We start from the raw sequence: 25,657 nt of genomic DNA on the forward strand, positions 1-25,657 counted from the left end.
GCGTTGCCCGATAGCGTCGGGGTCAGTGACGTTGCGCGATCTGGATGAGGTTGCCGCAGGTATCGTCGAATACCGCCACGGTGACCGGCCCCACATCCGTGGGGGGCTGGGTGAACTGCACGCCGGCCTTGCACAGCCGGGTGTATTCGCCCTGGATATCGCGCACGCCGAACGAGGTGGCCGGGATTCCATCCTGCTTCAGCGCGGCCTTGTAGGTCTTGGCGGCCGGATGGGCATCGGGTTCGAGCAGCAGCTCGACGCCGTTGGGATCGTTGGGGGAGGTGAGGGTGAGCCAGCGATGCTTGCCCATGGGAACATCGTGTTTGGGCTCGAAGCCGAGCACGTAGTGGTAGAACGCCAGGGCCTTGGCCTGGTCGTCGACGAGGATGCTGGTGACCACGATCTTCATAGGCGCACACCGTTGTGGGTGGGTGTTACAGCAAGTAAAGACGGTCGCGGCGCTTTGACCAGCGTGGGCCGTCAAGTCCTCACCCCGCCTTGCGCAAGGTCAGGTTGATACGCCGCTCCCCCAGCCGTGGATGCACGCCGGGCTTGACCGGCAGCACGCCGTGAAAGCGCAGGCGGTCCTCACCGCCCCAGACCAGCACGTCACCATGGTTCAGCGCGATCCGCTGTGCGCGGTCGCCGCGTTGCAGCCCGCCGAACAGAAACACCGCGGGCAACCCCAGTGAAATCGACACGATCGGCTGGCCGAAGTCGCGCTCGTCGCGGTCCTGGTGCAGGCTCAGCCGGGTGCCGGGCAGGTAGTGGTTGATCAGGCAGGCATCCGGCACGAAGCCTTCGAACCCGGCCAGCGCGGCAGCGCGCCCGGCCAGTGCCAGCAATGCCGCTGGCAGGGCCGGCCAGGGCTGGCCGCTCTGGGGATCGAGCGGGCTGTAGCGGTAGCCGCGCTCATCGCTGACCCAGCCCAGCGCCCCACAGTTGCTCAGCGCCACCGCCATGCGCTGGCCGCCGGGGGTGTGCATGTGCCGCCAGGGTGCGGCGCGCAGCACCGGGCGCAAGGCATCGAGCAGGGCTTCGATCTCGCCCAGGGCGAAGCCGGGCAGCAGCACGGTATGGCTGGCCAGGCGTTGTGGCTGGGGGCCGAACAGGTCGAGGTCGGACTGGATCATCAGGTGGCGGCCGAGCAGGCAGGTCAGGCGGCCAGTGTAGCGCTGTTGCCAGGCGAGGGAAAAAGGAACCGCGGCGCCAGGGAGAGCGGACCCCGCGGTTCAAGGGGGAGCGGGTCAGTGCTGGGTGACGGTGGCCGTGTTGGTGTTGCCGAACTGGGTGATGCTGGCGGTCTGGCTGGCACCTGCCTGGTCGACGAAGGCTTGGTTGGCGTTGCCGCCCTGGGTCACGTAGGCGACGTTGACGCCGTCGGTCTGCTTGATGGTGGCCTGGTTGCCGCTGCCGTACAGCTGGTAGGTGTAGCTCTGGTTGCCGCTGCCGGACTGGTCGATGTTGACCATGCCGCCGTTGCCGGCGGAAATGCCCTCGGCGTAGTTGGCGGTGCCGCGCTGGTCGGCAATCAGCAGGTTGTCGCTGCCGTTCTGCTCGAAATACAGCTCGTTGTTGGTATCGGCCTGTTTGGTTTCCATGGTGTTGCGGTTGCCGTTCTGGCTCAGCTTGGCGTACTGACCGGTGTCCTTCTGGTTGAGGTTGACGCTGTTCTGATTGCCCACCTGGCTGATCTCGGCGCGCTGGCCGTTGCCGAACTGCCCACCGGATTTCTCGCCCTTCCAGTTGCTGGCCAGGATCTTGTTGCCGTTGCCCTGGGTGGTGATGGTCAGGCTGTGGTTGTCACCGGTCTGGTAGGTGAAGTGCAGGTTGTTGTTGCCGGTCTGCGAGATGCTGGTCACCGACTGGTTGGTCTCGAACTGGTCCGACCAGCTGGCGTTGGCGCGGCCGTTCTGGCTCAGGGTGGCACTGTTGCCCTCGCCGAAACTCTGGTCGATGTAGCCTTCGTTGAGCTGGCCGGTCTGGTAGACGCTGGCCTGGCTGGCGGTCTGGTTGTCCTGCCACACCTCCACGGAATGGCCGGTGCCGTACTGGTCGATACCGATGGTGCCGCCGAAGCCGTTGCGCTGGTCACCGTAGGCCCAGTTTTCCCGGCCCTGCTGGTAGATGGCGATGTCGCCGTCCTGGTGGGTGAGGTGCTCGGCGGCGGCCTGGTTGTCGTTGCCGCTCTGGTTGATCAGGCTGCGGTTGTTGCTGCCGCCGAACAGTTGCTCGATGGTGGCGTCGTTGCGCTGCCCCGATTGCTGGGTGGTGGCCTGGCTGCCGAGTTGGGTGTCCTGCCAGATCACCGAGCGGTTGCCGTTGCCTTCCTGCATCTGCAGGGCCTGGTTGTTCTCGCCCACCGACTGGCTGGCGAAGGCGTCGTTGAGGGTGCCGCCGGACAGCTGGGTGATCTGGCTGCCGTTTTCGAACAACTGCTCGGCATAGCCTGCGTTGAGCGAGCCGGTGGCGATCTGCTGGATATCGCTGGTGCTGTTGTCCTGCACGGCCATGTGGTTGTGGTCGCGGCCGGCCTGGCTCTGGCTGGCCGAGGCATACGAGGCCTGGGTCTGTTTCACTTCGGCGATGTTCTTGTTGCCTTGCTGGGTCTGGGTCGAAGTGCTGTCGTCGGCCATGGCCTGGCCGGCCAGCGCCAGGACAATGGCGGCGCTCAGAGGGGCGAGCTTGTACATGGTGAAGCCTCCTGCGGTGTCGATGGCGTTAACGGTATTGGGTGATGTGCACTTGCTGGCCATTGCCGGCCTGGGTCACGGCGCTGGTCAGCCCCGTGCCGCTCTGCTCGATGGTGGCGTTGTTGTGGTTGCCGATCTGCTCGATGGCGGCGGTGTTGCCGCTGCCGTTCTGGCGGATCGACGCGTTGTTGCCGTAGCCCTGCTGGTTGATCGAGGCCATCAGGTCGCTGCCTTGCTGCAGGATGTACGCCTCCTGCGCGCCCCCGGCCTGGACGATCTGGCCCAGCAGGGCCACGCCGTTCTGGTCGAGGGCGGCGCGGTTGCCGTTGCCCTGCTGCTCGATCACCGCCAGCTGGCCGGCAGCGCTGGGCAGCAGCCGCAGCACCAGCGGCTCGCCCAGGTCGTTGCCGGCCGCGAGGTCGGCGTTGTCCATCAGGTCGTCGGCCCAGGCCTGGCCACTCAGGGCCAGGCACAGCAGCAGTGGGGACAGGCGTTTCATGGCGCGCTCCTGGGGCTCACTGCACCACCACGTTGACGGTGCGCGTGGTGCCCTGGCTGCTGGTCACGGTTGCCGTAGGCGCCGCCGTCGGGACTGCCGTGGTGCTGTTGCTGACGGCCAGGCGCCAGCGGCCGGTAACCGGCACGGTAGTGGTGCCCAGGGTCTGCACGCCGGTGGTGGTGGTCACCCGCACGGTGATGGTGTTGCCGGTGGTCACCGAGGAGGTACCGCTGATGTCCCAGTTGTAGCGGTTGTTGGAGCGGGCCGTGACCGTCGCCGCGGTGACCGCGAAGGTCTCCTGGGGTGGCCGTGGCGACACCTGCACGGTGACCGTGCCAGGGGTGGACAGGGCGCCAATCGAGTCACGCGCGATGTAGGTGAAGGTGGTGCTGAACGCTGCGGTGACCGTGGCCGGTGGCGTGTAGGTGATGGTGCTGCCGTTGGTGCTCACCGAGCCGCGCCCGGCCGGGATTGGCTGGGTGACGCTGGCGATGGTCAGCGGCAGGTTGCCTTCCGGGTCGGTGTCGTTGGCCAGGGCGTCGATGGTCAGGGGTACGCCCAGGGTGGCGACACTGTCGGCCACCGCAGTGGGTGCCCGGTTGGGCGCGACGTTGACGGTGACCGTGGCCGGGTCCGACTTCAGCCCCTTGGCATCCATGGCGCGGTAGCTGAAGGTCGCCACCAGCGGGCTGGTGGCGCCGGCCGGTGGGGTGTAGGTGACGGCGGTGGTGCCGTTCATCACCACGCCGCCCAGGCCGGTGCCGGGTTGGGTGAGGTCGCTGATGGTCAGCGGCAGGTTGCCGTCCGGATCGCTGTCGTTGGCCAGCAGGTTGAGGGTGACAGGGACGCCGACACTGGTACTGGCGCTGTCGGCCTGGGCCAGCGGTGGCTGGTTGCCGGCCGAGATCGGCGCATTGCCGACCACCACCACCGGCTCGACGTCGCTGCCGCCATGGGCGGACTTGACGGTGATGCTGGCGGGTGGCTGGCTCAGGTCGTTGACCGTCAGGCTTTGCAGCACGCCAGCCTTGGACATGCGCCCGAAGCCTTGCACCACCAGGTCAGGCACCGCCACCTCGTCGCTGGAGCGGGCCTCGACCAGCAGGCGCTTGGTGACCCAGTCGTAGCGGGCGTTGGTGACCCGTACGACGTCGCTGAGCTTGCTCGACACGGCGGTGGGTTTGGTGGTGCCGGCGCTGCTGCTGGCGGTGACCACCACCACCGGCGGTGGCGCGGCCTGGCTCAGTTGCTGGCTGAAGAACAGCCCGTTGTTGTCTGGCAGCAGGTTGAACTGGCAGGGCGAGGGTGGCGTGCCGACCAGCGCCAGGCCGTTGCGCAGGCACAGGCTGGCGGTGTTCGGCGCCTTGGCGAAGACTTCGACGCGAGTGCCGACACCGTTGCGCGAGTAGGTGGCACGCTCGAGGGTGACCGGAGTCTGGGCGCGTTGGTCGAGGACCTTGCCGGAGACCGTGAAGACGTTGGTCTGGATCGTGCCTGCCGGGCCTTGGATGCGCACGAAGTTGGTGTTGTTCGGGCTGCCGGTCACCGCTTCGGTGGTGTTGGGGTCGCCAACGAAGGTTTCGGTGGCGCCGGTGTCCGGATTGACTTCGCTGTACGGGCCGTCGACACCGCGCAGGAACGGCCCGATATTGCCATTGAGCGCACCACTGAAGTTGCCCGGTGCGCCGATGCCGATGTCGCGGGTGATGTTGACCGCGCGCCGGCCCACTTGGTTGGCGGCGACGGTGACGGTTTCCACGCCGTAGGGGTGGGTGATGGTGTAGGTGCCTGCCTGTGGGATGGAGGCACGGATACGGATGCGGGCGAAGCTCTGCTGGTCGCCGTCGACCGGGTTCTCGGCGGCGAAGGCCGCCTCAACCCCGGCCACATAGACTTCCAGCTCGTAGCCACTGTTGCCGACTGCGGGGATCGAGGTCTCGGCGAGGAACCAGAACATCTCGGGCGGCCAGTTGTCGGGGAACACCAGCGGCAAGGTGTCGTCATAGACCCCAGGCTCCGGCAGCAGGGTGCACATGTAGGCCGGGGCGCCTGGCCCGCCGGGGAAGCGGGTACTGGTGGCGCGCGACTGGCACAGCTCCAGCGACAGGTTGGTGGCGTCCTTGTACCACATGGGGTAACCCCCAGTGGCGAAGGTGTAGGGGCCCGGGTCGACCTCGGTCAGCACGGCCCAGGCCGCGCTGCTCACGCTGAGGCTGAAACCGGCGGCGCACAGCGCCCGGCGTGACCAAGTATTCATGCTGCCTCCTGGAAGTCTGTTCATGGCACCAGCACCACGTCTTCGCTGTCACTGCCGCCATGGGAGCTGCTGACCTGCACCTTGGCCGGCGGTATCGGCGTGAGCCCGGTGGTCATGGATTTCACCGCGCCGCTGCCGCTCAGGTTGCCGATCAGCGCACCGTTGCCGGTGCGCGCGGTGAGGGCCGGCGGGCTGGTCTCGTCGCTGCTGCTGGCCACCAGGGTCAGTTGGCCGCTGCCCAGGCTGTATTCGGCGCGGCTGATCACCACCAGGTCGGTCAAGGGCATCGGCGTGGTGGTCGGGGTGCTGGTGGCGATGGCCAGGCTGTTGTCGGCAGTGACCTGCAGGGTCAGTGGCAGGGTGGGGTTGAGCACGGACTGGGCATACCAGCTGCCGGTGCCGTTGGCTTCGCCCAAGGCCAGTGCCGGGCTCTGGCTGCTGAGGGTGACGGTGGCCGGCGCTGGCGGCGCCATGACGAACACATCCTGCTGGGCGCGCAGGTTGCCGTTTTCGGTATGCCGGGAGTACGTGCTGCGCTGCGGGATCAGCGGGGTGGGCCGGTTGACCTCGGACAGCTTGCCGGACACGCTGAATACCGTGGTGCGCAGGTCGATGCCGTTGGGGCCTTCGATGCGCACATAGTTGGTGTTGAACGGGCTACCGGTGACCGGCTCGTCCAGGTTGGGGTCGCCGATGAAGCGTTCGTTGCCTTCGGTATACGGGCCGTTGACGCTGCGCAGGAACGGCCCGACATCGCCCTTGAGTGCGCCACTGAAGTCGCCCGCACCCGCGATACCGATGTCGCGGGTCATGTTGATCGCCCGGCGCCCGCCAGCCGGCACGTCGAACACTTCGACGCCATAGGGGTGGGTGACGGTATAGGTGCCTGCCACCGGGACATCGACGCGAATGCGCACCCGGGCGAAGCTGACCTGGTCGCCGGCGATCGGCTCTTCGGCGGCGAATGCCGCTTCGATGGCCGTGCCAAAGCTCAGGGTTATACCGCGGGCGGCGTCGACGATCGCGGCATCGGCGGTGAACCAGAAGGCTTCGTCAGGGAAGTTGGTGGGGAACACGATGGGTTGGGTGTCATCGAACACGCCGGGCGTGGGCAGCAGCGTACACATGTAGGCTGGCGCGCCAGGCGCACCGGCAACCCGAGAACTCACGGCCTTGCTCAGGCACAGGTCGAGGGTGCGGCCGTGACTGTCCTGGTACCAGGCGGGAAAGCCGCTTGCGGGCGCGGGAGGGTAGGGACCGGGGTCGACCGCATACAACGCAGCCTGTGCCGGTAGCTGGAGCAGGCCGGCGACGATCGCGATGGCCAGCGGACGGGGTGTCGGTCGGTGCATGAGTCGATTCCTCCTGCAAACGGGCCCATGGGTTGGGGCGTCTGGGGAGGAGTCGGCAAGTGTTGTGCCAGGTTGCTCAGGATGCTCTGCAGGCCGTTAACGGCGAGGCCTACAGTCTGTTTGGCCATCTACATATTGGAAAAATGGGGTGGGCAGGTGGCCCCAGCTTTGGGGAATCGGGTGTCGCACCAAACGATGCATCACCGGCATTCACGGAACCTGTGTGTAGGAGCGGCCTTGTGCCGCGAAAGGGCTGCGAAGCGGCCTCAGGTTCTGGGCAGCGGCACATATAGCTGGGGCTGCTGTGCAGCCCTTTCGCGGCGCAAGGCCGCTCCTACAGAGGTCGGCGCTGGGGCCTGCTGACTACCGTTCGCGCATGAAGAACCCGGCCACATACTTGCGGAAGGTCTCCAGGCTCTTGAAGTCGGCGTAGCGCTTGAAATGCTCGGTGTCCGGCTCCGGACCGACCGGCTGCTCCAGCAACGACACCGACAGCACCCGGTCCTGGTCAGAGGTGAGCACCAGCTCATCCATGACCTGCCCGCCGATCACCGGGCGGCGCATCAGCACCTTCACGCCTTTGCCGGCCATCCAGTCGATCAGCGACACCAGCGCCTTGAGCGGTTCGCGCTCTTCGTCGCGGTACACCGGGAACAGCTGCGCGCGCGACAGCACCGGCACACTGGCCACGTGGATCATTTCGTAGAAATGGCTGCCGGCGGTGGCCGGCGAATACAGCGCCAGGGCAAGCAGTGGGCCGCTGGTGCGGTTGCCGCCCCAATACTGGTGGTGGCCCTGGAAGTCGAAGCCATCCTCGCTGCGCGCATTGATCACCTTGCGCCCCTTGATCTGGTCCACGCAGTCGAGCAGCAGGCCATGGCGGCGGTGGTTGCCGAATACCGTGGCTTCGCGCAGGCGGGCCTTGAGCATCATCATGTGCTTCATGTCCAGGCGGGTTTCCAGGTAGTTGCTGGCCGGCACCCGCTCCAGCAACGGGTAGCGAGCGGCCACGCCACGCAGCTCGGCGAACTGGGCGGTGAGGTCCTTCTTCAGGTGGGTGGCGTAGACGTTCAGGCCGCTGGCCTCGATCCAGGTCAGCAGCAGCGACAGCAGGCGCTGCTGTTCACGGCGCTCACCGGGTGTGCGCGGGCTGGTTGCGCTGGCTTCGCGCTCATCGGCACGGCGGTAGTCGCCGATCAGCCGCAAGGGCGTATCCGGGGCCAACCAGGCGGCAGGTTGGTTGATTTCCTCGCTGCGCTCGGCGGCTTCGCGCTCATCCTTGCTGAACGGGCAGCCGGGGGCGTGCTCGGGGGTGTCGGGGTTGTTGCGCAGGAACAGCGTGCCGGTGCTGCCGTTCAACGATATGTTGAGCACCGGCAAGGCGTCCTTGCGGCAGTCGCAGGCCAGCCACTGGTTGGCGCCGCGCACTTTCATCAGCCACTGGTTGGCCTGCAGCAGTCGGGGGCCGGCGAGGGTGCCGTTGACGAAGCCGACCAGCAGCTCTTCTTCTGCCGGGGTCAGGCTGCGCACTTGCGCGGCGGATTTTTCGATGATTCGCATTAAGGGGCAGCTCCAAGCTACGAGCTGCAAGCTTCAAGCAAAGCCGCGAGGGATTCAACTTGAAGCGTGCAGCTTGAGGCTTGCAGCTCAACTGCCGCCGAACATTTTCGCCGCGCGGGCGCGGATCTCCTCGACGCTCAGGTCTTCCTTGTGGGTAGAGACGAACCACATGTTATTGAACGGATCCTTCAAGGTGCCGCTGCGGTCGCCGTAGAACTGGTCCTTTACCTCGCTCAACGGCTTGGCGCCGGCAGCGATTGCCTGGGCGTAGACCTTGTCGCAGTCCTCGACGTAAAGGTGCAGACCGACGGCTGGGTGCTCGATGGTCTGGCTCGGCTTGAGGGTGTTCGGCATGTCGCAGGGGTCGCCGAGCATCAGCGAGGAATCGCCGATTTTCAGTTCGGCATGGCCGACGCGGCCTTGGGGGTCTTCAAGGCGGAACATCTCGACCGCGCCGAAGGCCTTCTTGTAGAACTCGATGGCCTTGGCGGCATCCTTGATGCCGAGGTAGGGGGTGATGCTGTGCTGGCCTTCGGGGATGGGCTTGACTGCCATTTGCGTACTCTCCTTTCACCTGGGTGGGCCATGTGCGCGTTGCGCCACGGTGGTGACTTAGAGTCGTACAGGCGCGCAGGAAATCGACCTGAGGTTTAGATCGATTGCCTATAAAAACGCGCCGCCCCCGCGTTTTGCAAGCGCGGGGGCGGCGGCGCCGGTCAGAAGATGTAGTCGGTGGTCAGGAAACTCGACTGGCGATTGCGGATGATCTCGCTGATCAGTTCCTTGTTCGCCTCCTGGAACCGGGTCGCCACCAGCGTGCGGATGGAGAACACCCGCAGCGCGTCATGCACCGACAGCGTGCCCTCGGCGCTGTTCTTGCGGCCATTGAATGGGTAGGTGTCCGGCCCGCGCTGGCACTGGGCATTGATATTGATGCGGCCGACCTGGTTGGCGAAGGTGTCGACCAGCGCGCCGATGGTGGCGGGGTCGTTGCCGAACAGGCTCAGTTGCTGGCCGTAGTCCGAATCGAGCACGTAGTCGATCACGGTCTGCAGGTCACGATAAGGCACCACCGGCACCAGCGGGCCGAACTGCTCCTCATGGTAGACGCGCATGTCCTGGCTGACCGGGTAGAGCAGGGCGGGGTAGAAGAACGAACCGCGGCTGAGGCCTCCGCCTTCGTTGAGCACCCGCGCGCCCTTGCCGGTGGCATCGGCCACCAGGCCGTCGAGGTAGTCGAGCTTGCCCGGCTCAGGCAGTGGCGTCAGCGCCACGCCGGGCTCCCAGGGCATGCCGGGCTTGAGCGCGGCGAGCTTGCGCTGGAACTTGTCGAGGAACGACTCGACCACGTCTTCATGGACGAACAGGATCTTCAGCGCGGTGCAGCGCTGGCCATTGAACGACAGGGCGCCGGTGACCGCCTCTTCGACGGCATTGTCCAGGTCGACCTGGGGCAGCACGATGCCGGGGTTCTTGGCGTCCAGGCCAAGCGCTGCGCGCAGGCGGTGCGGGCGTGGGTGCAGCTTTTTAAGGTCGGCGGCGGCCTTGTGGGTGCCGATGAAGGCGAATACATCGATCTTGCCGCTGGCCATCAGGGCGCTGACGGTTTCCCGGCCACGGCCATAGATGACGTTGATCACCCCGGCCGGGAAGCTGTCGCGGAAGGCTTCGAGCAGCGGGCGGATCAGCAGCACGCCGAACTTGGCCGGCTTGAACACCACGGTGTTGCCCATGATCAGCGCCGGGATGAGCGTGGTGAAGGTTTCGTTGAGCGGGTAGTTGTAGGGGCCCATGCACAGCGCCACGCCCAAGGGCGCGCGGCGGATCTGGCCGAGGGTGCCTTGTTCCAGCTCGAAGCGGCTGGAGCGGCGGTCGAGGTCCTTGAGCGCATTGATGGTATCGACGATGTAGTCGCAGGTGCGGTCGAACTCTTTCTCGGAGTCCTTGAGGTTCTTGCCGATCTCCCACATCAGCAGCTTGACCACCGCCGTGCGCTGTTCGCGCATGCGCGCCAGGAAGGTTTCGACATGCTGGATGCGCTCGGCCACGCGCATCGTCGGCCAGGCGCCGCGGCCCTTGTCATAGGCCTGGACCGCGGCGTCCAGGGCAGTAAGGGCGGTGTCGGCGTCGAGCAGCGGCGCGCTGCCGAGGGTCACCTGGCGCTCGCCGTCACTGTGCTTGAGCCACACCGGGCTGCGCACCGTGGCCAGCGGGCCGTCCCAGTGCCTGAGTTCACCGGCCACCAGGTAATCGCGTTGCTCCAGGGGCTCGTCCAGGCGCCATTGCGCGGGGATGCCGTCAGGGGTGGGAAACAGCGAGTCGAGCAGACGTTCCATGGAGCTAGCACCTCTTGTATTTGGTTGGGTGAAACGCTTCAGCATCCGAGCATGCACCCCGCGCAGGAAAAAAACCAGTCTGGCTCAACATTGCCCAGGGTGCGCCGATACAGGATGAATCGACTCCGATGTCAGGCCTATGACCAGCAACAATCGCCCCGCACTCGATGACCCCTTGCCCGAACAGGGCGCCCTGCGCCGCACCCTCAATCGCCTGCTGCCGGTAGGTTTCGCCGTGGTCGGGATCGGCCTGTCAGCGGTGCTCGGCCACCTCGATGCCCAGCGTGAGCAGGCCGAGCAGGTGGCCAACCTTGCCGCGCGGCTGTCCGGTGTGCGCGGGGCGTTGGAGGCGCAGTTGCGCGCAGCGTTCAGCGAGGCCGAGGGTATCGCCCAGCTTATCAGCGCCGACGGCAGCATCAGTGTCGAGCATTTTCACGGCATGGCCCGGGATGCCTTGGCTTCGGTGCCTTACATGCGCCATATCGCCCTGGCCCCGGGTGATGTGGTGAGCGATGTCTACCCGTTGGAGGGCAACGAGCGGCTGCTTGGCCTCGATTACCGGCTTTTGCCGCTGCAGTTTCCGCTGCTGGTGTCGGCGCGTGACCGGCAGGCTCCGGTACTGGCAGGCCCCCTGCAACTGCTGCAGGGTGGTCGAGGGCTGGTCTACCGGCGGCCGATCTTCGTCACCGGCAAGCGCGGGGTGAAGTTGTACTGGGGCAACCTCTCGGTCGTCGCCGACATCGACCGCCTGCTGCTCAGCGCCGGCCTGCGCCCGGAGGCGGGCTTCGAACTGGCAGTGCGTGGCAGTGATGGCAAGGGGGCCGATGGCGAGGTGATCTGGGGGGATGCGCAGCTGTTCGAGGCGCCCCAGGTGAAGGTCAGCGTGGACGTGCCGGGCGGCCTTTGGCAACTGGTGGCCGCGCCGCGTGGCGGCTGGTCGGGGCTCAATCTGTTCGCCTCGCCGCTGTTCCTGTTTGCCTTGACCACCACCGGCCTGTTCAGCCTGTTCGTCGCCCAGCTCAACCGCAAGCAGCGCCTGCTCGCGCTGCGTAACCGCGAGCTGCGTCAATACCAGGCCCAGCTGGAGCGGCTGGCCCATTACGACACCATCACCGGGCTGCCCAACCGCGTGTTGTTCCTGCAGCAGTTGAGTGCGGCCATCGATCAGGGCCATGGCCTGGCCGTGCTGATGCTCGATATCGACGGCTTCAAGCAGGTGAACGACAGCCTCGGCCACCCCATGGGCGACCTGTTGCTGCAGCAGGCCACCGCGCGCTTCTTGCAGGAACTGGACACGCAAGACCGGGTTTGCCGGCTGGGTGGCGACGAGTTCGTGTTCATGCTGCAGGGCGCGCAAGGCCAGGTCAGCCACCAGATCCGCGCCGTGCTGCGTTGCCTGCAGCGGCCGTTCGACCTCAACGGCAATGCCAGCCTGGTCACCGGCAGCATTGGCCTGGCCTGGTGCCCGCAACATGGCGAGGACGCCGACAGCCTGCTGCGCCACGCCGACACCGCCATGTATGCGGCCAAGGAGAGCGGCCGCAACGCCTGGCGTCCGTACCACCCGGACATGACCGAACGCCTGCAGCAGCGCCTGGAGCTGGAGCGCAACCTGCGCCGGGCCTTGGAATACAACGAGTTCGAGCTGTGGTACCAGCCCAAGCTCGACCTGTTCAGTGGTGGCCTGGAAGGGGTCGAGGCGTTGCTACGCTGGCGCGACCCGCAGCACGGCCTGGTGTCTCCGGGTGAATTCATTCCGTTGGCCGAGCGTACCGGGTTGATCATTCCGTTGGGCGAGCGGGTGCTGGAGCTGGCCTGCGCGCAGTTGGCGCAGTGGCGAGCACAGGACCTGCTGCCCGGGCCGCTGGCGATCAACGTGGCGGCGCTGCAGATTGAGCGCAGCGACTATGTCAGCGCCCTGGCCTGTGCCCTGGAGCTGCACGGGCTGCCGGCCAGCCTGCTGGAAGTGGAGATCACCGAGAGCCTGCTGATGGAGAGCCAGCAACAGGCCTGCGCGGTGCTGGCGCAGTTGCAGGCGATGGGCGTGGCCACTGCGGTGGACGACTTCGGCACGGGCTATTCGTCGCTGGCCTACCTGCGCGCGCTGCCGATCGACCATTTGAAGATCGACCGCGCCTTCATCAAGGACCTGCCTGGCGACGACGACGCGGTGGCCATCGCCCGGGCGATCATCGACCTGGGGCATGCCTTGGGTTTCAGGATCACCGCCGAAGGGATCGAGACGCAGGAACAGTACGACTTTCTGCGTAACGCCGGGTGCGATCAGGGGCAGGGCTTCTTGCTTGGCCGGCCGATGCCGGCGTCGGCCTTGCAGCACTGGCTGGCCGAGCACCGCGAACGGCGGCGCCCGGCCAGGGAGTGAGCGTCGCCGCTGCAGGTTGCACTACATGGGCAACTCGAGTATTCGCCAGGGGGCCTGGCTCATCGCATAGTCATGCATCAGCGGCTCTGCGTCGATGCGCTGCAGGCGCCGCCAGAGTTCCGCCAGTGCGGCATTCGGGTCGTGCATGTAGGCATCGTTGACCAGAACGGCGCGCAGCCCGCGTCGATAGGCAATGGGCAGACGCTGCCAGATCGCCTGTTGGGCGGCAGTAGTGCCCTCGAGGAGCTCTTCGTACTGGTAGTCGGCCACCAGCAGGTCGATGCCATGCGCTTGGTAGTACGCATCAATCTGGTCCCGCACGGCAGGCGTCAGCCAATCGCTCTCCAGTTCCATGGCCCGGGCGACGTGCTCCGGGAACACCACCCCCTGCGGCAGGGTCGTGAACTGGTTGTCGGAGAGGTCCAGCACCGACAGGCCGATGCCGTCGCTTGCTTCGGTTGGCGTTGGCAGGCTGTCCAGCCCCTGTGGCAATTGCGTGAGGCTGGTGTTGTCGAGGCTCACCAGTTGCAGGCCCCGCAGGTTGCCGATGTCGGGTGCGCGCAGCAGCGGGTTGTCGGAGAGGTCAAGGTGCAGCAGGTTGGGCGAGCGCTCCAGGCGTGCCTGGGCCAGGTCGTCCCAGGTGATGCGGTTGCCTTGCAAGTCGAGCGAGATCAACCGCCGTGGCGTGGCCAGCTCCGGCAAGGTGGCGAATCGGTTGTCCCGCAGGTGCAGGCGCTCCAGCAGTGGGAAGCGCTCGAGGAATTCCGGGTGCAGCCAGCTCAACTGCGGGTTGCTACTGAGCTCGAGCTCCGCGACGTGCCTGAAGTCATCCGGCAGGGCGAGGCTGGCGATATCCTCGTTGGTCAGTTCGAGGCCCGTCAGGTCCAGGGCCTGGATGCCCTGGTCCGAGGCGATCGGGCTGGGTGAGTCGCGGTGCCAGGCGTCGAGGATCGGGCGCACGGCCCGCTGGCGCCGGGGTGAACCGGCCGACCATTCGGCCAAGTCGTCGCGCAGGCGTTGCAGGCGCGCTTCCAGCCTGCCCAGCTCGAGCCCCGGGGTAATGCCGTGGATGCGCCAGCGTGACAGGTCGGCCAGGAACTGTTGGTCATCGGCGCTGGGGTACAGACGCCGGTAGCGTCCACGGGTGGCGTTACGCAGCAACGGCGGCGGGTAGGCGCCTCCTGCATCGCCGCCGCGCAGCTCGCCCTGTCGCCACCGCGCGGGAGCGCTGCCCCAGAGCCGTCTGGCCAGGCCCTGCCGATTATCCTGGGCCAGGGCCAACACCTGCTCGCGCAAACCTTCCGCGCCCTCGATGCGCAGCCCCAACGCCTGTAACCGGGCGCTGGAGAAGACCTGAACCAGTGCGCGGCACAGGTCTTGATCGATCGTGCCGGCTACCGGGCGCTCGCCGCGGTAAGCCTCATACCCCTCGGCGGACTTGATCAGGGTGTAGCGTTCGCTTGCCTGGCTGTCGCCGATGGCATGCAGCACTGTTCCTTGGGGGCTGCCAGCGCGCAGTTCCAGGCGTAGCGCCGAGCGGCCGGACATCCGCTCGACGCACATGAGCAACAGGCGCTCGCTGTCGGTCGAGGCCAGGCGTGGTAACCACACGCCTTCCAGGGCACGGGTGAGGGGCAAGTCGCTTGTCACCTGGCGGGCGGCATTGTCGAGCCAGGCCGGCAGTTGGCCGGTGCGGCGCTCGCTGGCCGCGAGCCTGGCGACCAGGCGCGTGGCCAGCGGCCGGGTCAGGCGGGGATGGGCGATCAGCAGTTGATCGACCAGTGGGTCAGCTGGGCGGGTTGGATTGTAGTAATCCTCGAACAGTGGCGCGTGGGCGAGGGTGGCGTCCTGCGCAATCCGGGCCAGGGCCTGCTGCTCGGCACGCAGGCGTGCAAGGGTATCGGCCAGCAGTGGCGGGGCGGGCCTGGATCGCAGGTGAACCTGGCGCAGGGCGTCTTCGCTCAGGCCGCACACCTGTGTGGCCCGGCGCAGCTCATCGTCGGTGAAACCCGTGAACTCCGGCCCCAAGCGCCGTATCAGGTCGACCAGGCCCCAGTCCTGGGGTTGTTCGTGCTCGGCATGCCAGGCGCCTTCGCCATTGTGCTCGAGCAGCGGCTGATAGGCGTCTTTGCGCTCCGGGTGAACGATGCGCCAGCGCTTGAACTGTGGGTCGAGGCGCTGTTCATACAGATGTCCGTCGATGCGGATGAAATACCTGCCGCCATGTTCGAACTGCCCGCTGACGTTGGCTTGCAGCGTCTCAGGCAGGGCCATCGGGCTGCGATATGGGGCAAGGTCCGGGCGCCATAGCCGTCGGCTGCCGTCGGCCACTCGGACCTGATCGAGGCTTTCCATCAGCGAGCTGTTGAACAGCTTCGGCAACACCTTGCCGGCCACATGCAGGCCACCGATCAAGGCCAGGTTCAGCCCTACGGCCTCAAGGTGACGCAAAGCCAGCTGGCGATCGCCGATGCTCCATGCTTCATAGCCCTCGTAGACCTCGTCCAGCAGTTGGCAGGCGATGACGGCAAGCAGCAGGGTGCCGACCCCGGGGACAAAAAAACCGGCAACGGTCAGTACATCCATGCCCAGGCTCAGCCACTCGTCGCGACGGCGCTTGCGCGCCTGCGCGTCGGCATCGGCGGTCGGGACTGCCAGCAGGCGCGCTTCGGCCTTGAGCCGGGCCAGGTGCCGATCCTGAAGGAAGCCGAATACTTCGCCAGACACCGGGGTGAGGGTCAGGTACAGGCTCGCCGGGCTGGCACTGACCCAGGTCTGGTCGCTGAGGCCGAGGCCACTGGCGTCGAGGTTCTGGCGCAGCAGGTCGAGGAACTGCGCGCGCTGGTCAAGCGGCAGGTAGGCCAGAAATTGCTGGCGGGCTTGCGGGTCGATCAACCGTTGCGCCAGCGCAGCCTCCACTGCTTGTTGATCCTTGCACAGTTGCAATGCGGGGCTATGGCCAGGCAGGTACAACAGCAGGCCGGCCTTGCCAGCATCGATCAGCAGCACCTCATGCAAGAGAATGCCGAACAGCGTGAGCGTCCAGCAGCTGCCGGGTTCACCGTTGAGCAGGCGTTCCACTTCATCGCGGGCGGTGCCGCTGAGGGCGTGGCGCAGGTAGCCGATGTCAGCCGCCACCCGCAGGCGGTCGCGCTGCACCGTCATGGCCAGGGAGCGCAACCGTGCCTGGTCGCTGCCGTCGAAGATGTGCTGCAGGTGCTCCTGGTAACGTTGGCCCAGGTCAAGTTGCCTGCAGCTGTTGGCAAAGGCCTGGGGGGTGAGGGGCAGGGCTTTGACCTGATAGGCCTCGGAGGTCATCTGAAAGGTAGCGCCCGGGGTGTCGAAACCGATTGGCGCGAAACCTTCGACGGTGATCGGCTGCACGTTGATGTCGGCTGCCGCAGCAATGGCACTGTGGCTGTCGAACGATTCATCGCCAGCAAAGTTGAGCAATGCCGCCTGCAGCAGGCTGTGCCGTTCGCTGCGGTACAGGAAGCGGGTGCCCAGCCAGGACCACTCGCTTTGCACATGCAGCAGTTGGGTGTCACGTACAGATGCGAGCATGCCGTCTTGAGCAAGTTGTGCTTGCAGCAGGGGCTCGCAGAATTCGCTTATTTGCTGCAGCCCCTTGAGTGCGCGGGACAAGGCCTGTTGCGAGCGTGCCAGGCGGCCCTGGCTGGCGAGCAGGGTTTCGCGCAGGTCGGGGGCGGCATTGTTGAACCAGTCGGCCTCTGCCCCGGGCAGGCCTTGGGCGGGCTCCAGCGCGCCGCGCAGAGCTTGCCAGTGTTCGGTTGGTAGTGGTTGGGTCCAGCCAGGCAGCTGCTGTTCGAGTAGCTGTTGATGCGGGTTGATAGCCGGGTAGGGCATGCGGTGACTCCTGTTCGATTGAGCGAACAGCAGGCGCCGAAAAGATTCAGCGGGTGCGGTAGATAGCTAATGACGGGGACGATAGGCAGGCGGACCTGGAAACACTGTGCTTGGCTATTAAATTGGCGCCAAGGAATACCTGGCCTTGATATCAATGTGCCGCTTGCAAAGTGATTTTCTTGCACCTTTAATTGTTTCTAAATGTGAGTGCAGTTAATGATTTTATAATTGTTGAATATCAAATGGTTAGGTTGGCGCTTCAAGCACTTAGGCAGTTTTATTCAGGTGTGTCCATCCGATAACAGCAAGGGACGTTGACGCGCGATGAAACAATACTTGGCGGCTGTTGCCCGTAGATTCATATCGCCCTCCATGCGTTATGAACTCAGGAATGTATCAAACAGGTTACGCGATTTTCTCGGGCGCGCCTGTTTCTGGCGCTGGGAAATAGCCAGGTTCCGCCTGCAACAGGAAAGCCCCTACGAAATTCTGTACATCGGTCGCAAGCAGCGCCGGGAAATGGCCAAGTTGCTCATCGGCGGCAAGGGGCAGGGCAATGCGCCCGCCGCCAACGAGCACGTGCAGCCTGCAGCCTCGGGGCACGTGGTGGTGGTGAGCGAGATGCCGACCACCGGCGCCTTGAACGTGCCGCATTACCTGAGCGCCGTGGTGCCGTTGGGGCGCCCGCTGGAAGAGATCACCGCGCGTTACGACAGTGAACTGCGCCGCAGCATCCGCAAGAACCGGCCGCTGTATCAGATGCGCCAGACCCTGGACGATGACGAAATCGCCATGGCCGATCGCGATCTGCTGCGCCCGTACGCCTCGGCACGGCAGGGTATTCATGCCGCGCAGTTTCCCACCGACGATGTGTTCCGCCTGGCCAAGGGGGTCGGCCGGCTCGACCTGATCACGCTGGAGGGCGAGGTGGTTGCCTGTCACCTGGGGTGCGAGATCACCCGTGGCGGCAAACGTTACTGGAGCACCCTGCGCTTCGGTTATTGCGAAGCGGTGTTCGCGGACGCGAAGCGCCTGCGCGAGGTCAACTCGATCACCACCTTCATGGCCCTCGAGTGGGCCCTGGAGCAGGGCTACGACTATTACGACATCGGCCTGTGCGTGGCGCGGCCAGATGACGGGCTGCTGAAATGGAAACGACGGCGCGGTGGGGATATCGATGGCTTGAACAACCACGCGTACATGTTTGTCCGGCTGCCCAAGGCGGGCGTTGCCCAGTTTCTCTGGGACACACCTTTGTTTGCCGTTGAGGGCAACAAGCTGACGCTGCACTTGGGTGTGCCCGACGGGCCAAGCGATGAGGAAGTGGCCAGTCGGTACCATGAAATGGTGTTCGGCGGCCTGCACAAGATCTACCTGTATGGCGCAAAAGGCGCGGGTGAGCAGTTTCTGGAAAACCTGCGCGGCCGTTACGCCAGCGTGCAGACTCCGCCGACCATGGAACGGGTCGTGTCCAGCTGACGTCCGGTACTTCCAGCGGATGTTGCGCCAAACCAGTGACGCTGTGCTCAAGCAGGGGGGACATCATGGGAAGTGGTATTTCGAATTTCAGCGCACCGCCCACCCGACATAACACCTGGACGCTGGCTGCTTACAAGAACATGGCCAGAAAGCGCCTTGGGCGCAAACCGGACATCGACCTTAAAAGTATTGCGGACAAAAGCTGGGACATTGCGCCCGGCGAATCCACGGTTTCGCCAGCGGCCTTTTATCTCCCAGGCCAGCTGGAGCGAGTGACCGGCTGGGAAGGCAAGCGTTTCTACCCTTATGTCCACCCCGCACGGACCATGGAGGGCGGGGAGTGCATCGAGCAGGGCGCAACCCGTGGCTATCTGATCAAGGACGCCTGGCTGATCGACGGCGCGCTCTACAAGGGCAATGCCAGCCATTGGTTATCGCGAAAACCCAGCACCTTCCCACGGATCAGCGTGGACCATGAGATCGAGCGTGGCGCCGTTTATTGCACGCAGAACGGCAACTCGTGGTTTGGTACCTGGCTGATGGAAGACTGCGTCACTTATGCCCTGGCCTGTGACGAGGGGGTGCCGGTGACCACCGCGCCGTCGGCGCGATTCCCGCTGTTCACCCAGGCCCCGGCCTATGAAGATTGGCTGGATATGCGACCGCTGCGCCTGCACAGTGCGTTTTTCCGCGAACTGGTTTTGTTCGACGACCACTGCAACAACCGCAGCCGGCATGCCCGCTACCGCGCGATGGGCCAGAAACTGCTGGCGCATGTTGATGCAGCGCCCCACCCGGGGGTGTTCATCCTGCGTGGCGGCGATGGCGACTTGCGCTTGTTGCGCAATGAAATCGCGGTCGCCGAACACCTGGCCAAGACCCGAGGCTTTCGCATCATCGACCCGCTCCGGGCCGATGTGCCGAGTATCGTCGCTGCCTGCGCGGGGGCGCAGGTGGTGATCGGCGTCGAGGGCAGCCAGCTGGTGCATGGCGTCAACGTGCTGCAGCCAGGTGGCAGCGTGCTGACCTTGCAGCCGCCGAACCGGTTTGTCAGTTACTACAAGTACCTGACCGATCGCGATCACCAGCATTTCGGCTTTGTGGTCGGGGTGCCGGAGGGTGATGGCTTTCGGATTGATGTGGCAGAAGTGGAGCGCACGTTGGACTTGATGCCATTGTGAGCGTGGCCCCGGTGGCCATGGAGGCGAGGCGTTGGTGTTTTGACTGTAAGCTGAAGCATTAGCATTTGGCTTCTCATCGGTGAAACACCTGAGCCGCTGCCTGGTCGCTTCAAGTGCTTGATGGATACTTCAAGCACTCTTGTGGTAATCCGAAAATAGCCGAAGATAAACACCTTTCGCAGCCATTCGGCCGGGCCGTGTCGATGTCAAATCCCTGCATGTTTCATTTGGCGAGAAATTGACGTGAACAGAGGTCTTCGATTGAGATTTATTATGGTGTCGGATCGTTGACGTAGTGTCACTGTGCCCATAAGCTCAAATTCAACAGCGATACAGTCTTTGTTCCCCAACAATAACGTTCATCCTCTTGTGCAGGAGGGGATTATGCGCTCGACACTCTTCATTAAATCGATTTTTCTGTTGGTCCTGTTGAGCGGCGCCGCACGGGCAGCCGATTCCTATATGAGCCATGCCAGCGTTATTCCTTTGGCGACGGCGGGTTGGCTGTTCGTTTTTGCGGTGATCGGTTTTGTAGCTGTTGCCAACAGAAGTAAAATTTGAAGTGCGTCAATGAGTTGTGTAAGCCATTAAAGGCTGCGTTAAAAGTTGCAATGCTTTTTGGTAATAAGCCAGTAAATTGACAGGTGAAATGTGTTGTTGGCGGCCCTGGCATCCTACAGAAGCTTGTCAATTTTCCTACCATTGCTATATTCCAGTAGCCGGCGAGCTTGACGCTCAGGTGTCAGCGATCAGGCGCAAGACGGTACTGGCTTCCAGGATGATCGGGGCCATCGCGGCGGCGGTTTTCGCCGCGACCAGAGCGAGATGTAGTGCGTTGTTCTCAATCAGTGCTCTTTGCAGGCCATCAGGCCGGAGGGACCCCATGGTACGTCTAATGTCTGCTGTGCTGTGCGTGCTGATGCTGTGGTCCGGTGCCGGCCGTGCTGATGACCCATCCGCTACCCCCTATCTGCTGAGCCCTGGCGACCGGGTGATGATCTCGGTCTGGCAGGAAGAAACCCTGCGCCAGGAAACCACTGTCCTGCCTGACGGCAGCATCACCTTCCCGCTGGCGGGGCGGGTCAATGTGGCCGGGCTCGACCCGACCGCCGCCGCGCAAAAGATCAGCGCCGGGTTGAAGGCGTACCTCGCCGAGCCTAATGTCAGCGTCGTGGTGACCGGTACCGCCGGCAACCTCGTCTATGTGCAGGGCAAGGTGATCAAGCCCGGCCCGGTGCCTATGGCAGGCCCCACCGCCGTGTTGCAGGCGTTGAGCATGTCGGGCGGCCTGGACAAATTCGCTGACGAAAGCGCCATCAAGGTCATTCGCGGTACGGGCGCGACACAAAAGGTTCTGCCGGTGCGTTACAAGGATCTGGTTTCCGGGCGTGACCTGTCCACCAACTTCCAACTCCAGGCGGGCGACACTCTGGTCGTTCCCTGATCTGTCTACTCAATATTAAGACCGCATAGTGCCAATTATTCGAACAACAAGCGTTGCAACGGCAATCATGATGATGCCGTTTTCCGGCCTGGTACAGGCCGCCAACTGGCAGTCTTCGGTCGTGGTACCCACGACCGTCGAGTACGACAGCAACCCGCTGTTGCTGACGTCTGACGAGAAGGGTGTTATGCGCACACTCATCGAGCCCACTTACAACCTTGTCGGTACCTACGGCCGCGACCAGGTGAACCTGGGGCTCGGCGTGCATGTGCTGCGCTCCTCCGACACCAATGTGATGGGCAACCGTGAAGACCCCGACGTCAGCCTCGGCTGGCAACGCGATACCGACAAGGGGCGCTTCGGGCTCAAGGCGCAGTATGTCGAAAGTTCGACATTGTCCGGCAGCGTTCTGGACACCGGTGTGGTGACCACCGACGGCACCCAGAAGATGACCCTGCTGACGGGTAACTGGACCCACGCCCTCACCGAACGCACCACCCTGGACAACCAGACCACCTACTCCCACGCCCGTTACGACATCACCACGCTGACGGGCTACGACGAGTATGCCAACGCCACTACCCTGACTTACGCCTGGAACGCCCGCACCGATGTGTTCACCGGCCTGTTGGTGCGCCGCTATGAACCCGAGCAGACCGACACGGCGCGGGCCACCAACAGCTATACCCCGACAGTCGGCGTGAAGTACCAGCTGACCGATCGGCTTGAAGGCACTGTGCACGCTGGCGTCAACCAGGTCTCCGGATCCGGTGGCGGGCGCCGTGGCGAGGGCGGGGTGGCGCTCAACTACAACGGTGAGCGTGCCGATGCCAGCTTCAGCGCCGAACGCAGTACCGTCGCCAGCGCCGAGGGCGGTTTCGCCGAGCTCGACATGGTGCGCGGGCTGTGGAGCTATGCCGTGAGCGAGACCAACCGTGTGGGCCTTGAAGCGTCCTGGCAGGACAGCAAGGGCCAGACGCCGAACACCCTGCAGACCTACAGCGCCTGGGCCAGCCATGAATTCTCGCCGTTCTGGGACTTGCGCCTGTCGATGATGTACAAGGAACGTCAGCAGGACCACGTGCCGGATGCAGTCGCTACGATCATTGGATTGACCCTGACCTACAGACTCCCAGACCTTTGACTTTCAGCGTGGGCCCGCCATGAAGACTGAATACGAGATGTCCGTCAAAGATTACCTCGCCATCATCAAGGACCGGGCCCTGCTGCTGGGGTTGAGCATGATCGTCATCCTGGCGGTGACGGTCGGGATTGCCCTGACGGTGCCGCCCACCTTTCAGTCGACCGGCACCATCCTGGTGGAGTCGCAGCAGATCTCGCCAGAGCTGGTTTCGGCGAACAACAACAGCTTTGCCGATGAGCGCATCGAGGTCATTCGCCAGCGCGTGATGACCCGCGAGAACCTGCTGCAGATCATGGACAAGTACGGCTTGTTCAACGACAAGGGCCACCAGCTCAGCGAGTCGGACAAGATCGACCAGATGCGCAACGCGATCCTTGTCACTACCCTCAGCACCTTCGTCAAGGGCCGCGGCGAGACCACGGTGGCGTTCAACGTCTCGTTCGAGCACAAGCGCCCGGAAGTGGCCAAGGAAGTTGCCACCGAACTGGTCACCTTGTTCCTCAACGAGAACATGAAGCAACGCACCGAGCGGGCCAGTGAAACCACCGAGTTCCTCACCCAGGAAGCCAACAAGCTCGGCGCCGAGCTGGCCACCCTGGAGAACCAGCTCGCCGATTTCAAACAGGCCAATGCCAATGCCTTGCCCGAGAACCAGGCCTTGCGCATGAGCATGCTGTCCCGCTCGGAGCTGGAGTTCCGTGAAGTCGATCGCGACTACAAGAGTGCCCAGGAGGAGCTTCGCTACATGGAGCTGGAGCTGTCGGCGGCGAATGCAGGGGTTGCGACCAAGACCGATGGCGCACGTTCGAGTGCACCCGACCAGATGCAGGACCTGCCCAGCCTCAAGGCAGAGTACGCTCGGCTGCTGACCCGCTACACGCCAGCGCACCCGGATGTGCTGGCGGTCAAGCGCAAGATCGACGCGCTGCAGGCCAGCGGCAGCAAAGCCAACGCCGCCTCGGGCGTGAGCCTCGACGTAGCTCGGGCCCGGGCCAAGCTGGTGGCGGCCCAGGACCGGATTGCCTCGCTGGCCGAGCAGAAACGCCAGCTGAGCAGCAAGATCGAAGGGTACGAAGCGGAAATCCTCCAAGCCCCGCAAGTCGAGCGCGGCCTGGTCACCCTGATGCGTGACCATGACAACGCACGCAAGAAGTACGAAGAGATCCGCGCCAAGGAAATGGGGGCGAAGATCACCGAAAGCCTGGAGCAGGAAAACAAGGCCGAGCGCTTCGTGCTGCTGGAGCCACCGCTGATGCCGGAGAAACCGGTAAAACCCAACCGCAAGAAAATCGTCGCACTGGGCCTGGTGCTCGCACCTGCCGGTGGCGGGGCGCTGGTAATGCTGCTTGAGTTGCTCAATCAGCGGGTGCGTGGTGTCGGCGCCCTGGAGAGCGTGCTCGGCCGGCGCGTGCTGGTAGCCGTGCCATTCATCTCCACCCAGGCTGAGCAGGCGCGACGCAAGAAATGGCGAGCGTGGGGGATCATTGGCGCGTTGGTGATGGCGTTGGTCCTGCTGCTGCTTGTGCATCTCTTCTATATGCCGCTGGATCTACTACTGTTTAAAACTATGGCGCGGTTTGGCTAGGGAGCGCAGCAATGGACAGGAATACGCCAGCAATCGGCAAAGGCCTTCATCAGGTTCCACCTACCGAAAAACTGCCGGCACCGCTGGTTCAGCGAACCGACGTGCTTGGCCCGTTCGACTATGTGCAAACCAAGGTGGTGCCGCTGCGCGCGGAGCACCTTGAGCGCCACCGGATCGTGGCCTACAACAAGAACTCGAACATGAACTGGGCGTTCGATCTGCTGCGCACCCAGGTGCTGCAGACCATGGAAGAGAACGGCTGGCGCACCCTGGCGATCACCTCGCCGACGCCCGCAGCGGGCAAGACGGTGCTGGCGATCAACCTGGCCATGAGCATTGCCCACCACACCAACAAGACCGCACTGCTGGTCGATTTCGACCTGCGCCGGCCACGGGTCGGCAGTACCCTTGGCCTGCCGATGGACCGGGCGCTCAATGACCTGCTGGCCGACAAGGCGGGGCTTGAGGAGGTGCTGGTCAACCCGACGTTGCCACGTTTCGTGGTGCTGCCGACTCGAGAACCGATCCCGATGTCCACCGAGATGTTGTCTTCGGCCAAGGTGGGCAACCTGATCAACGATCTGCGCGATCGCTACGAATCGCGTATCTGCATCTTCGATCTGCCGCCTTTGCTCAGCTCGGATGACGCGATCACCGTGCTGCCCAAGATCGACTGTGTGCTGCTGGTGGTCGCCAATGGCGTGAACAGCAAGAAGGATATCGAAGACTGCCTGTATCACCTGGCCACCGCCAACATGATCGGCGCCGTGTTGAACAAGGCCGAGCCCGAGACCCGCGACTATTACTGAGCACAGTTGTGAGCTGTGAGGCGTACCCCTGGGGTCAATCCCAGGGGTATTTTTTTTCCCAGTTCCAGGCGTGACGCACGATTGCCTCAAGCGAGCCATAGACCGGTTGCCAGCCGAGCAGCTGCCTGGCCTTGCCGGCATCGGCCACCAGCCGCGGCGGGTCGCCGGCGCGGCGTGGCGCGTCTTCGACGCGGACCTCACGCCCCGTCACATCGCGCACGGTGTCGATCACATGCTGCACGGAGAAGCCGAGGCCGTTGCCCAGGTTGAACGCGGTGCTGGCGCCACCGGCTATCAGATAATCCACTGCCAGCGCATGGGCCGAGGCCAGGTCGGCCACGTGGATATAGTCGCGAATGCAGGTGCCGTCCGGGGTGTCGTAGTCGCGGCCGAACACGGTGATGGCGGGGCGACGCCCCGAGGCCGCTTGCAGGATTAGTGGGATCAGGTGGGTTTCCGGCTCGTGGCGCTCGCCGCATTCACCCTCGGGGTCCGCCCCGGCGGCATTGAAGTAACGCAGGCACACCGAGCGCAACCCATAGGCGCGGTCGAAGTCCTGGAGAACCTGTTCAACCATCCATTTGCTGCAGCCATAGGGGTTGATCGGTGCCTTGGGGTGTTGCTCGTCGATCGGGACATACTGCGGGTCGCCATAAACGGCGGCGGTGGAAGAGAAGATCAGCCGCCTTACCCCGGCGCGAACCATGGCCTGCAACAGCACCAGGGTCGCCGCCACATTGTTCTGATAGTACCTGCCAGGCTCTGTGACCGACTCGCCCACCTGGATGAACGAGGCGAAATGGAACACCGCATCGAAGCTGTATTCGGCGAACAGGGCATCCAGTGCAGGTGCATCGGCAATGTCGAGTTCCACCCATTTGATCTTGGGCCGTGTGGGGGCAAGGTCAGCCACCACCACCTCATGCCCCTCGGCCAGCAAATGCTTGACCATGTGTGAACCGATGTAGCCTGCACCACCGACAACCAAGAACTTCATGCAAACCTCCTGGAAGCTGCTGCCCGTACGGACGTCCCTTCACGGCAACCGGGCGCGCCGGCTGCCGCAAC

19 protein-coding genes are annotated in these 25,657 nt (G+C 64.4%); 8 read left to right on the forward strand and 11 right to left on the reverse strand.

The genetic code is table 11. The features are described 5' to 3' along the window. Positions 1-22: 22 nt before the first annotated feature. The 9 genes from DM373_RS05485 to DM373_RS05525 form a co-directional block, all read right to left on the reverse strand. Complete coding sequence (locus DM373_RS05485; protein ID WP_110992615.1) at positions 23-409, reverse strand: VOC family protein; 387 nt, start codon at positions 407-409, stop codon at positions 23-25. Between the two features lie 79 nt (positions 410-488). Next, positions 489-1,133 (reverse strand): DNA oxidative demethylase AlkB, encoded by a 645-nt coding sequence (alkB, locus tag DM373_RS05490; protein ID WP_110992616.1) that lies wholly within the window; start codon positions 1,131-1,133, stop codon positions 489-491. 114 nt (positions 1,134-1,247) lie between these two features. Continuing rightward, the gene (locus DM373_RS05495) at positions 1,248-2,693 is read right to left on the reverse strand and encodes a curlin (protein WP_110992617.1); all 1,446 of its coding nucleotides are present in this window, start codon (positions 2,691-2,693) and stop codon (positions 1,248-1,250) included. Positions 2,694-2,721: 28 nt separating this feature from the next. Next, positions 2,722-3,192, reverse strand: coding sequence for a curlin (locus DM373_RS05500; protein ID WP_110992618.1), 471 nt, complete (start codon positions 3,190-3,192; stop codon positions 2,722-2,724). 16 nt (positions 3,193-3,208) lie between these two features. Next, positions 3,209-5,449, reverse strand: a complete 2,241-nt coding sequence (locus DM373_RS05505) for an Ig-like domain-containing protein (RefSeq protein WP_110992619.1) — start codon at positions 5,447-5,449, stop codon at positions 3,209-3,211. A 20-nt stretch (positions 5,450-5,469) separates the two neighbouring features. Further along, positions 5,470-6,801 carry a hypothetical protein gene (locus tag DM373_RS05510; protein ID WP_110992620.1) on the reverse strand — a complete coding sequence of 444 codons (1,332 nt, stop codon included), beginning with the start codon at positions 6,799-6,801 and terminating at the stop codon, positions 5,470-5,472. A gap of 363 nt (positions 6,802-7,164) precedes the next feature. Next, entirely contained in the window at positions 7,165-8,361 is a 1,197-nt protein-coding gene (locus DM373_RS05515; protein ID WP_110992621.1) for a hypothetical protein, read from the reverse strand. An 87-nt stretch (positions 8,362-8,448) separates the two neighbouring features. Beyond that, positions 8,449-8,916, reverse strand: coding sequence for a VOC family protein (locus tag DM373_RS05520; RefSeq protein WP_110992622.1), 468 nt, complete (start codon positions 8,914-8,916; stop codon positions 8,449-8,451). Between the two features lie 161 nt (positions 8,917-9,077). Beyond that, a complete protein-coding gene (locus tag DM373_RS05525) occupies positions 9,078-10,697 on the reverse strand; it encodes an NADP-dependent glyceraldehyde-3-phosphate dehydrogenase (protein ID WP_110992623.1) in 1,620 nt (539 codons plus the stop codon). Between the two features lie 139 nt (positions 10,698-10,836). Between DM373_RS05525 and DM373_RS05530 the strand changes: the two genes are divergently transcribed. Beyond that, complete coding sequence (locus DM373_RS05530; protein ID WP_110992624.1) at positions 10,837-13,080, forward strand: putative bifunctional diguanylate cyclase/phosphodiesterase; 2,244 nt, start codon at positions 10,837-10,839, stop codon at positions 13,078-13,080. Positions 13,081-13,101: 21 nt separating this feature from the next. On the opposite strand, the gene DM373_RS05535 is transcribed toward DM373_RS05530, so the two are convergent. Next, positions 13,102-16,947 (reverse strand): leucine-rich repeat domain-containing protein, encoded by a 3,846-nt coding sequence (locus DM373_RS05535; RefSeq protein ID WP_110992625.1) that lies wholly within the window; start codon positions 16,945-16,947, stop codon positions 13,102-13,104. Positions 16,948-17,271: 324 nt separating this feature from the next. Between DM373_RS05535 and DM373_RS05540 the strand changes: the two genes are divergently transcribed. The 7 genes from DM373_RS05540 (at position 17,272) to DM373_RS05565 (ending at position 24,589) form a co-directional block, all read left to right on the forward strand. Beyond that, positions 17,272-18,426 carry a GNAT family protein gene (locus DM373_RS05540; RefSeq protein WP_110992626.1) on the forward strand — a complete coding sequence of 385 codons (1,155 nt, stop codon included), beginning with the start codon at positions 17,272-17,274 and terminating at the stop codon, positions 18,424-18,426. A gap of 65 nt (positions 18,427-18,491) precedes the next feature. Beyond that, on the forward strand, positions 18,492-19,607 hold the full coding sequence (locus tag DM373_RS05545; protein ID WP_110992627.1) for a glycosyltransferase 61 family protein: 1,116 nt from the start codon (positions 18,492-18,494) through the stop codon (positions 19,605-19,607). A gap of 384 nt (positions 19,608-19,991) precedes the next feature. After that, positions 19,992-20,168: an EPS-associated small membrane protein EppA gene (gene eppA / locus DM373_RS28910; protein ID WP_167409801.1), complete on the forward strand. Its 177-nt coding sequence runs from the start codon at positions 19,992-19,994 to the stop codon at positions 20,166-20,168. A 322-nt stretch (positions 20,169-20,490) separates the two neighbouring features. Further along, complete coding sequence (locus tag DM373_RS05550; protein ID WP_110992628.1) at positions 20,491-21,051, forward strand: polysaccharide biosynthesis/export family protein; 561 nt, start codon at positions 20,491-20,493, stop codon at positions 21,049-21,051. Between the two features lie 73 nt (positions 21,052-21,124). Next, entirely contained in the window at positions 21,125-22,195 is a 1,071-nt protein-coding gene (locus tag DM373_RS05555; protein WP_425272564.1) for a hypothetical protein, read from the forward strand. A gap of 19 nt (positions 22,196-22,214) precedes the next feature. After that, positions 22,215-23,780 (forward strand): GumC family protein, encoded by a 1,566-nt coding sequence (locus DM373_RS05560; RefSeq protein ID WP_110992630.1) that lies wholly within the window; start codon positions 22,215-22,217, stop codon positions 23,778-23,780. Positions 23,781-23,791: 11 nt separating this feature from the next. Then, positions 23,792-24,589 (forward strand): CpsD/CapB family tyrosine-protein kinase, encoded by a 798-nt coding sequence (locus DM373_RS05565; RefSeq protein WP_110992631.1) that lies wholly within the window; start codon positions 23,792-23,794, stop codon positions 24,587-24,589. Between the two features lie 34 nt (positions 24,590-24,623). Here DM373_RS05565 and galE read toward each other — a convergent pair whose 3' ends face one another. Beyond that, positions 24,624-25,586 (reverse strand): UDP-glucose 4-epimerase GalE, encoded by a 963-nt coding sequence (gene galE, locus DM373_RS05570; RefSeq protein WP_110992632.1) that lies wholly within the window; start codon positions 25,584-25,586, stop codon positions 24,624-24,626. Positions 25,587-25,657: the final 71 nt, after the last annotated feature.

Origin of the sequence: Pseudomonas sichuanensis (assembly GCF_003231305.1) — a bacterium.
GTDB lineage: Bacteria > Pseudomonadota > Gammaproteobacteria > Pseudomonadales > Pseudomonadaceae > Aquipseudomonas > Aquipseudomonas sichuanensis.

Bases quoted from the DNA above. Each gene is read 5' to 3' on its own strand.
- DM373_RS05485 (WP_110992615.1), bottom strand. From the start codon at position 409: ATGAAGATCGTGGTCACCAGCATCCTCGTCGACGACCAGGCCAAGGCC.
- alkB (WP_110992616.1), bottom strand. From the start codon at position 1,133: ATGATCCAGTCCGACCTCGACCTGTTCGGCCCCCAGCCACAACGCCTG.
- DM373_RS05495 (WP_110992617.1), bottom strand. From the start codon at position 2,693: ATGTACAAGCTCGCCCCTCTGAGCGCCGCCATTGTCCTGGCGCTGGCC.
- DM373_RS05500 (WP_110992618.1), bottom strand. From the start codon at position 3,192: ATGAAACGCCTGTCCCCACTGCTGCTGTGCCTGGCCCTGAGTGGCCAG.
- DM373_RS05505 (WP_110992619.1), bottom strand. From the start codon at position 5,449: ATGAATACTTGGTCACGCCGGGCGCTGTGCGCCGCCGGTTTCAGCCTC.
- DM373_RS05510 (WP_110992620.1), bottom strand. From the start codon at position 6,801: ATGCACCGACCGACACCCCGTCCGCTGGCCATCGCGATCGTCGCCGGC.
- DM373_RS05515 (WP_110992621.1), bottom strand. From the start codon at position 8,361: ATGCGAATCATCGAAAAATCCGCCGCGCAAGTGCGCAGCCTGACCCCG.
- DM373_RS05520 (WP_110992622.1), bottom strand. From the start codon at position 8,916: ATGGCAGTCAAGCCCATCCCCGAAGGCCAGCACAGCATCACCCCCTAC.
- DM373_RS05525 (WP_110992623.1), bottom strand. From the start codon at position 10,697: ATGGAACGTCTGCTCGACTCGCTGTTTCCCACCCCTGACGGCATCCCC.
- DM373_RS05530 (WP_110992624.1), top strand. From the start codon at position 10,837: ATGACCAGCAACAATCGCCCCGCACTCGATGACCCCTTGCCCGAACAG.
- DM373_RS05535 (WP_110992625.1), bottom strand. From the start codon at position 16,947: ATGCCCTACCCGGCTATCAACCCGCATCAACAGCTACTCGAACAGCAG.
- DM373_RS05540 (WP_110992626.1), top strand. From the start codon at position 17,272: ATGAAACAATACTTGGCGGCTGTTGCCCGTAGATTCATATCGCCCTCC.
- DM373_RS05545 (WP_110992627.1), top strand. From the start codon at position 18,492: ATGGGAAGTGGTATTTCGAATTTCAGCGCACCGCCCACCCGACATAAC.
- eppA (WP_167409801.1), top strand. From the start codon at position 19,992: ATGCGCTCGACACTCTTCATTAAATCGATTTTTCTGTTGGTCCTGTTG.
- DM373_RS05550 (WP_110992628.1), top strand. From the start codon at position 20,491: ATGGTACGTCTAATGTCTGCTGTGCTGTGCGTGCTGATGCTGTGGTCC.
- DM373_RS05555 (WP_425272564.1), top strand. From the start codon at position 21,125: ATGCCGTTTTCCGGCCTGGTACAGGCCGCCAACTGGCAGTCTTCGGTC.
- DM373_RS05560 (WP_110992630.1), top strand. From the start codon at position 22,215: ATGAAGACTGAATACGAGATGTCCGTCAAAGATTACCTCGCCATCATC.
- DM373_RS05565 (WP_110992631.1), top strand. From the start codon at position 23,792: ATGGACAGGAATACGCCAGCAATCGGCAAAGGCCTTCATCAGGTTCCA.
- galE (WP_110992632.1), bottom strand. From the start codon at position 25,586: ATGAAGTTCTTGGTTGTCGGTGGTGCAGGCTACATCGGTTCACACATG.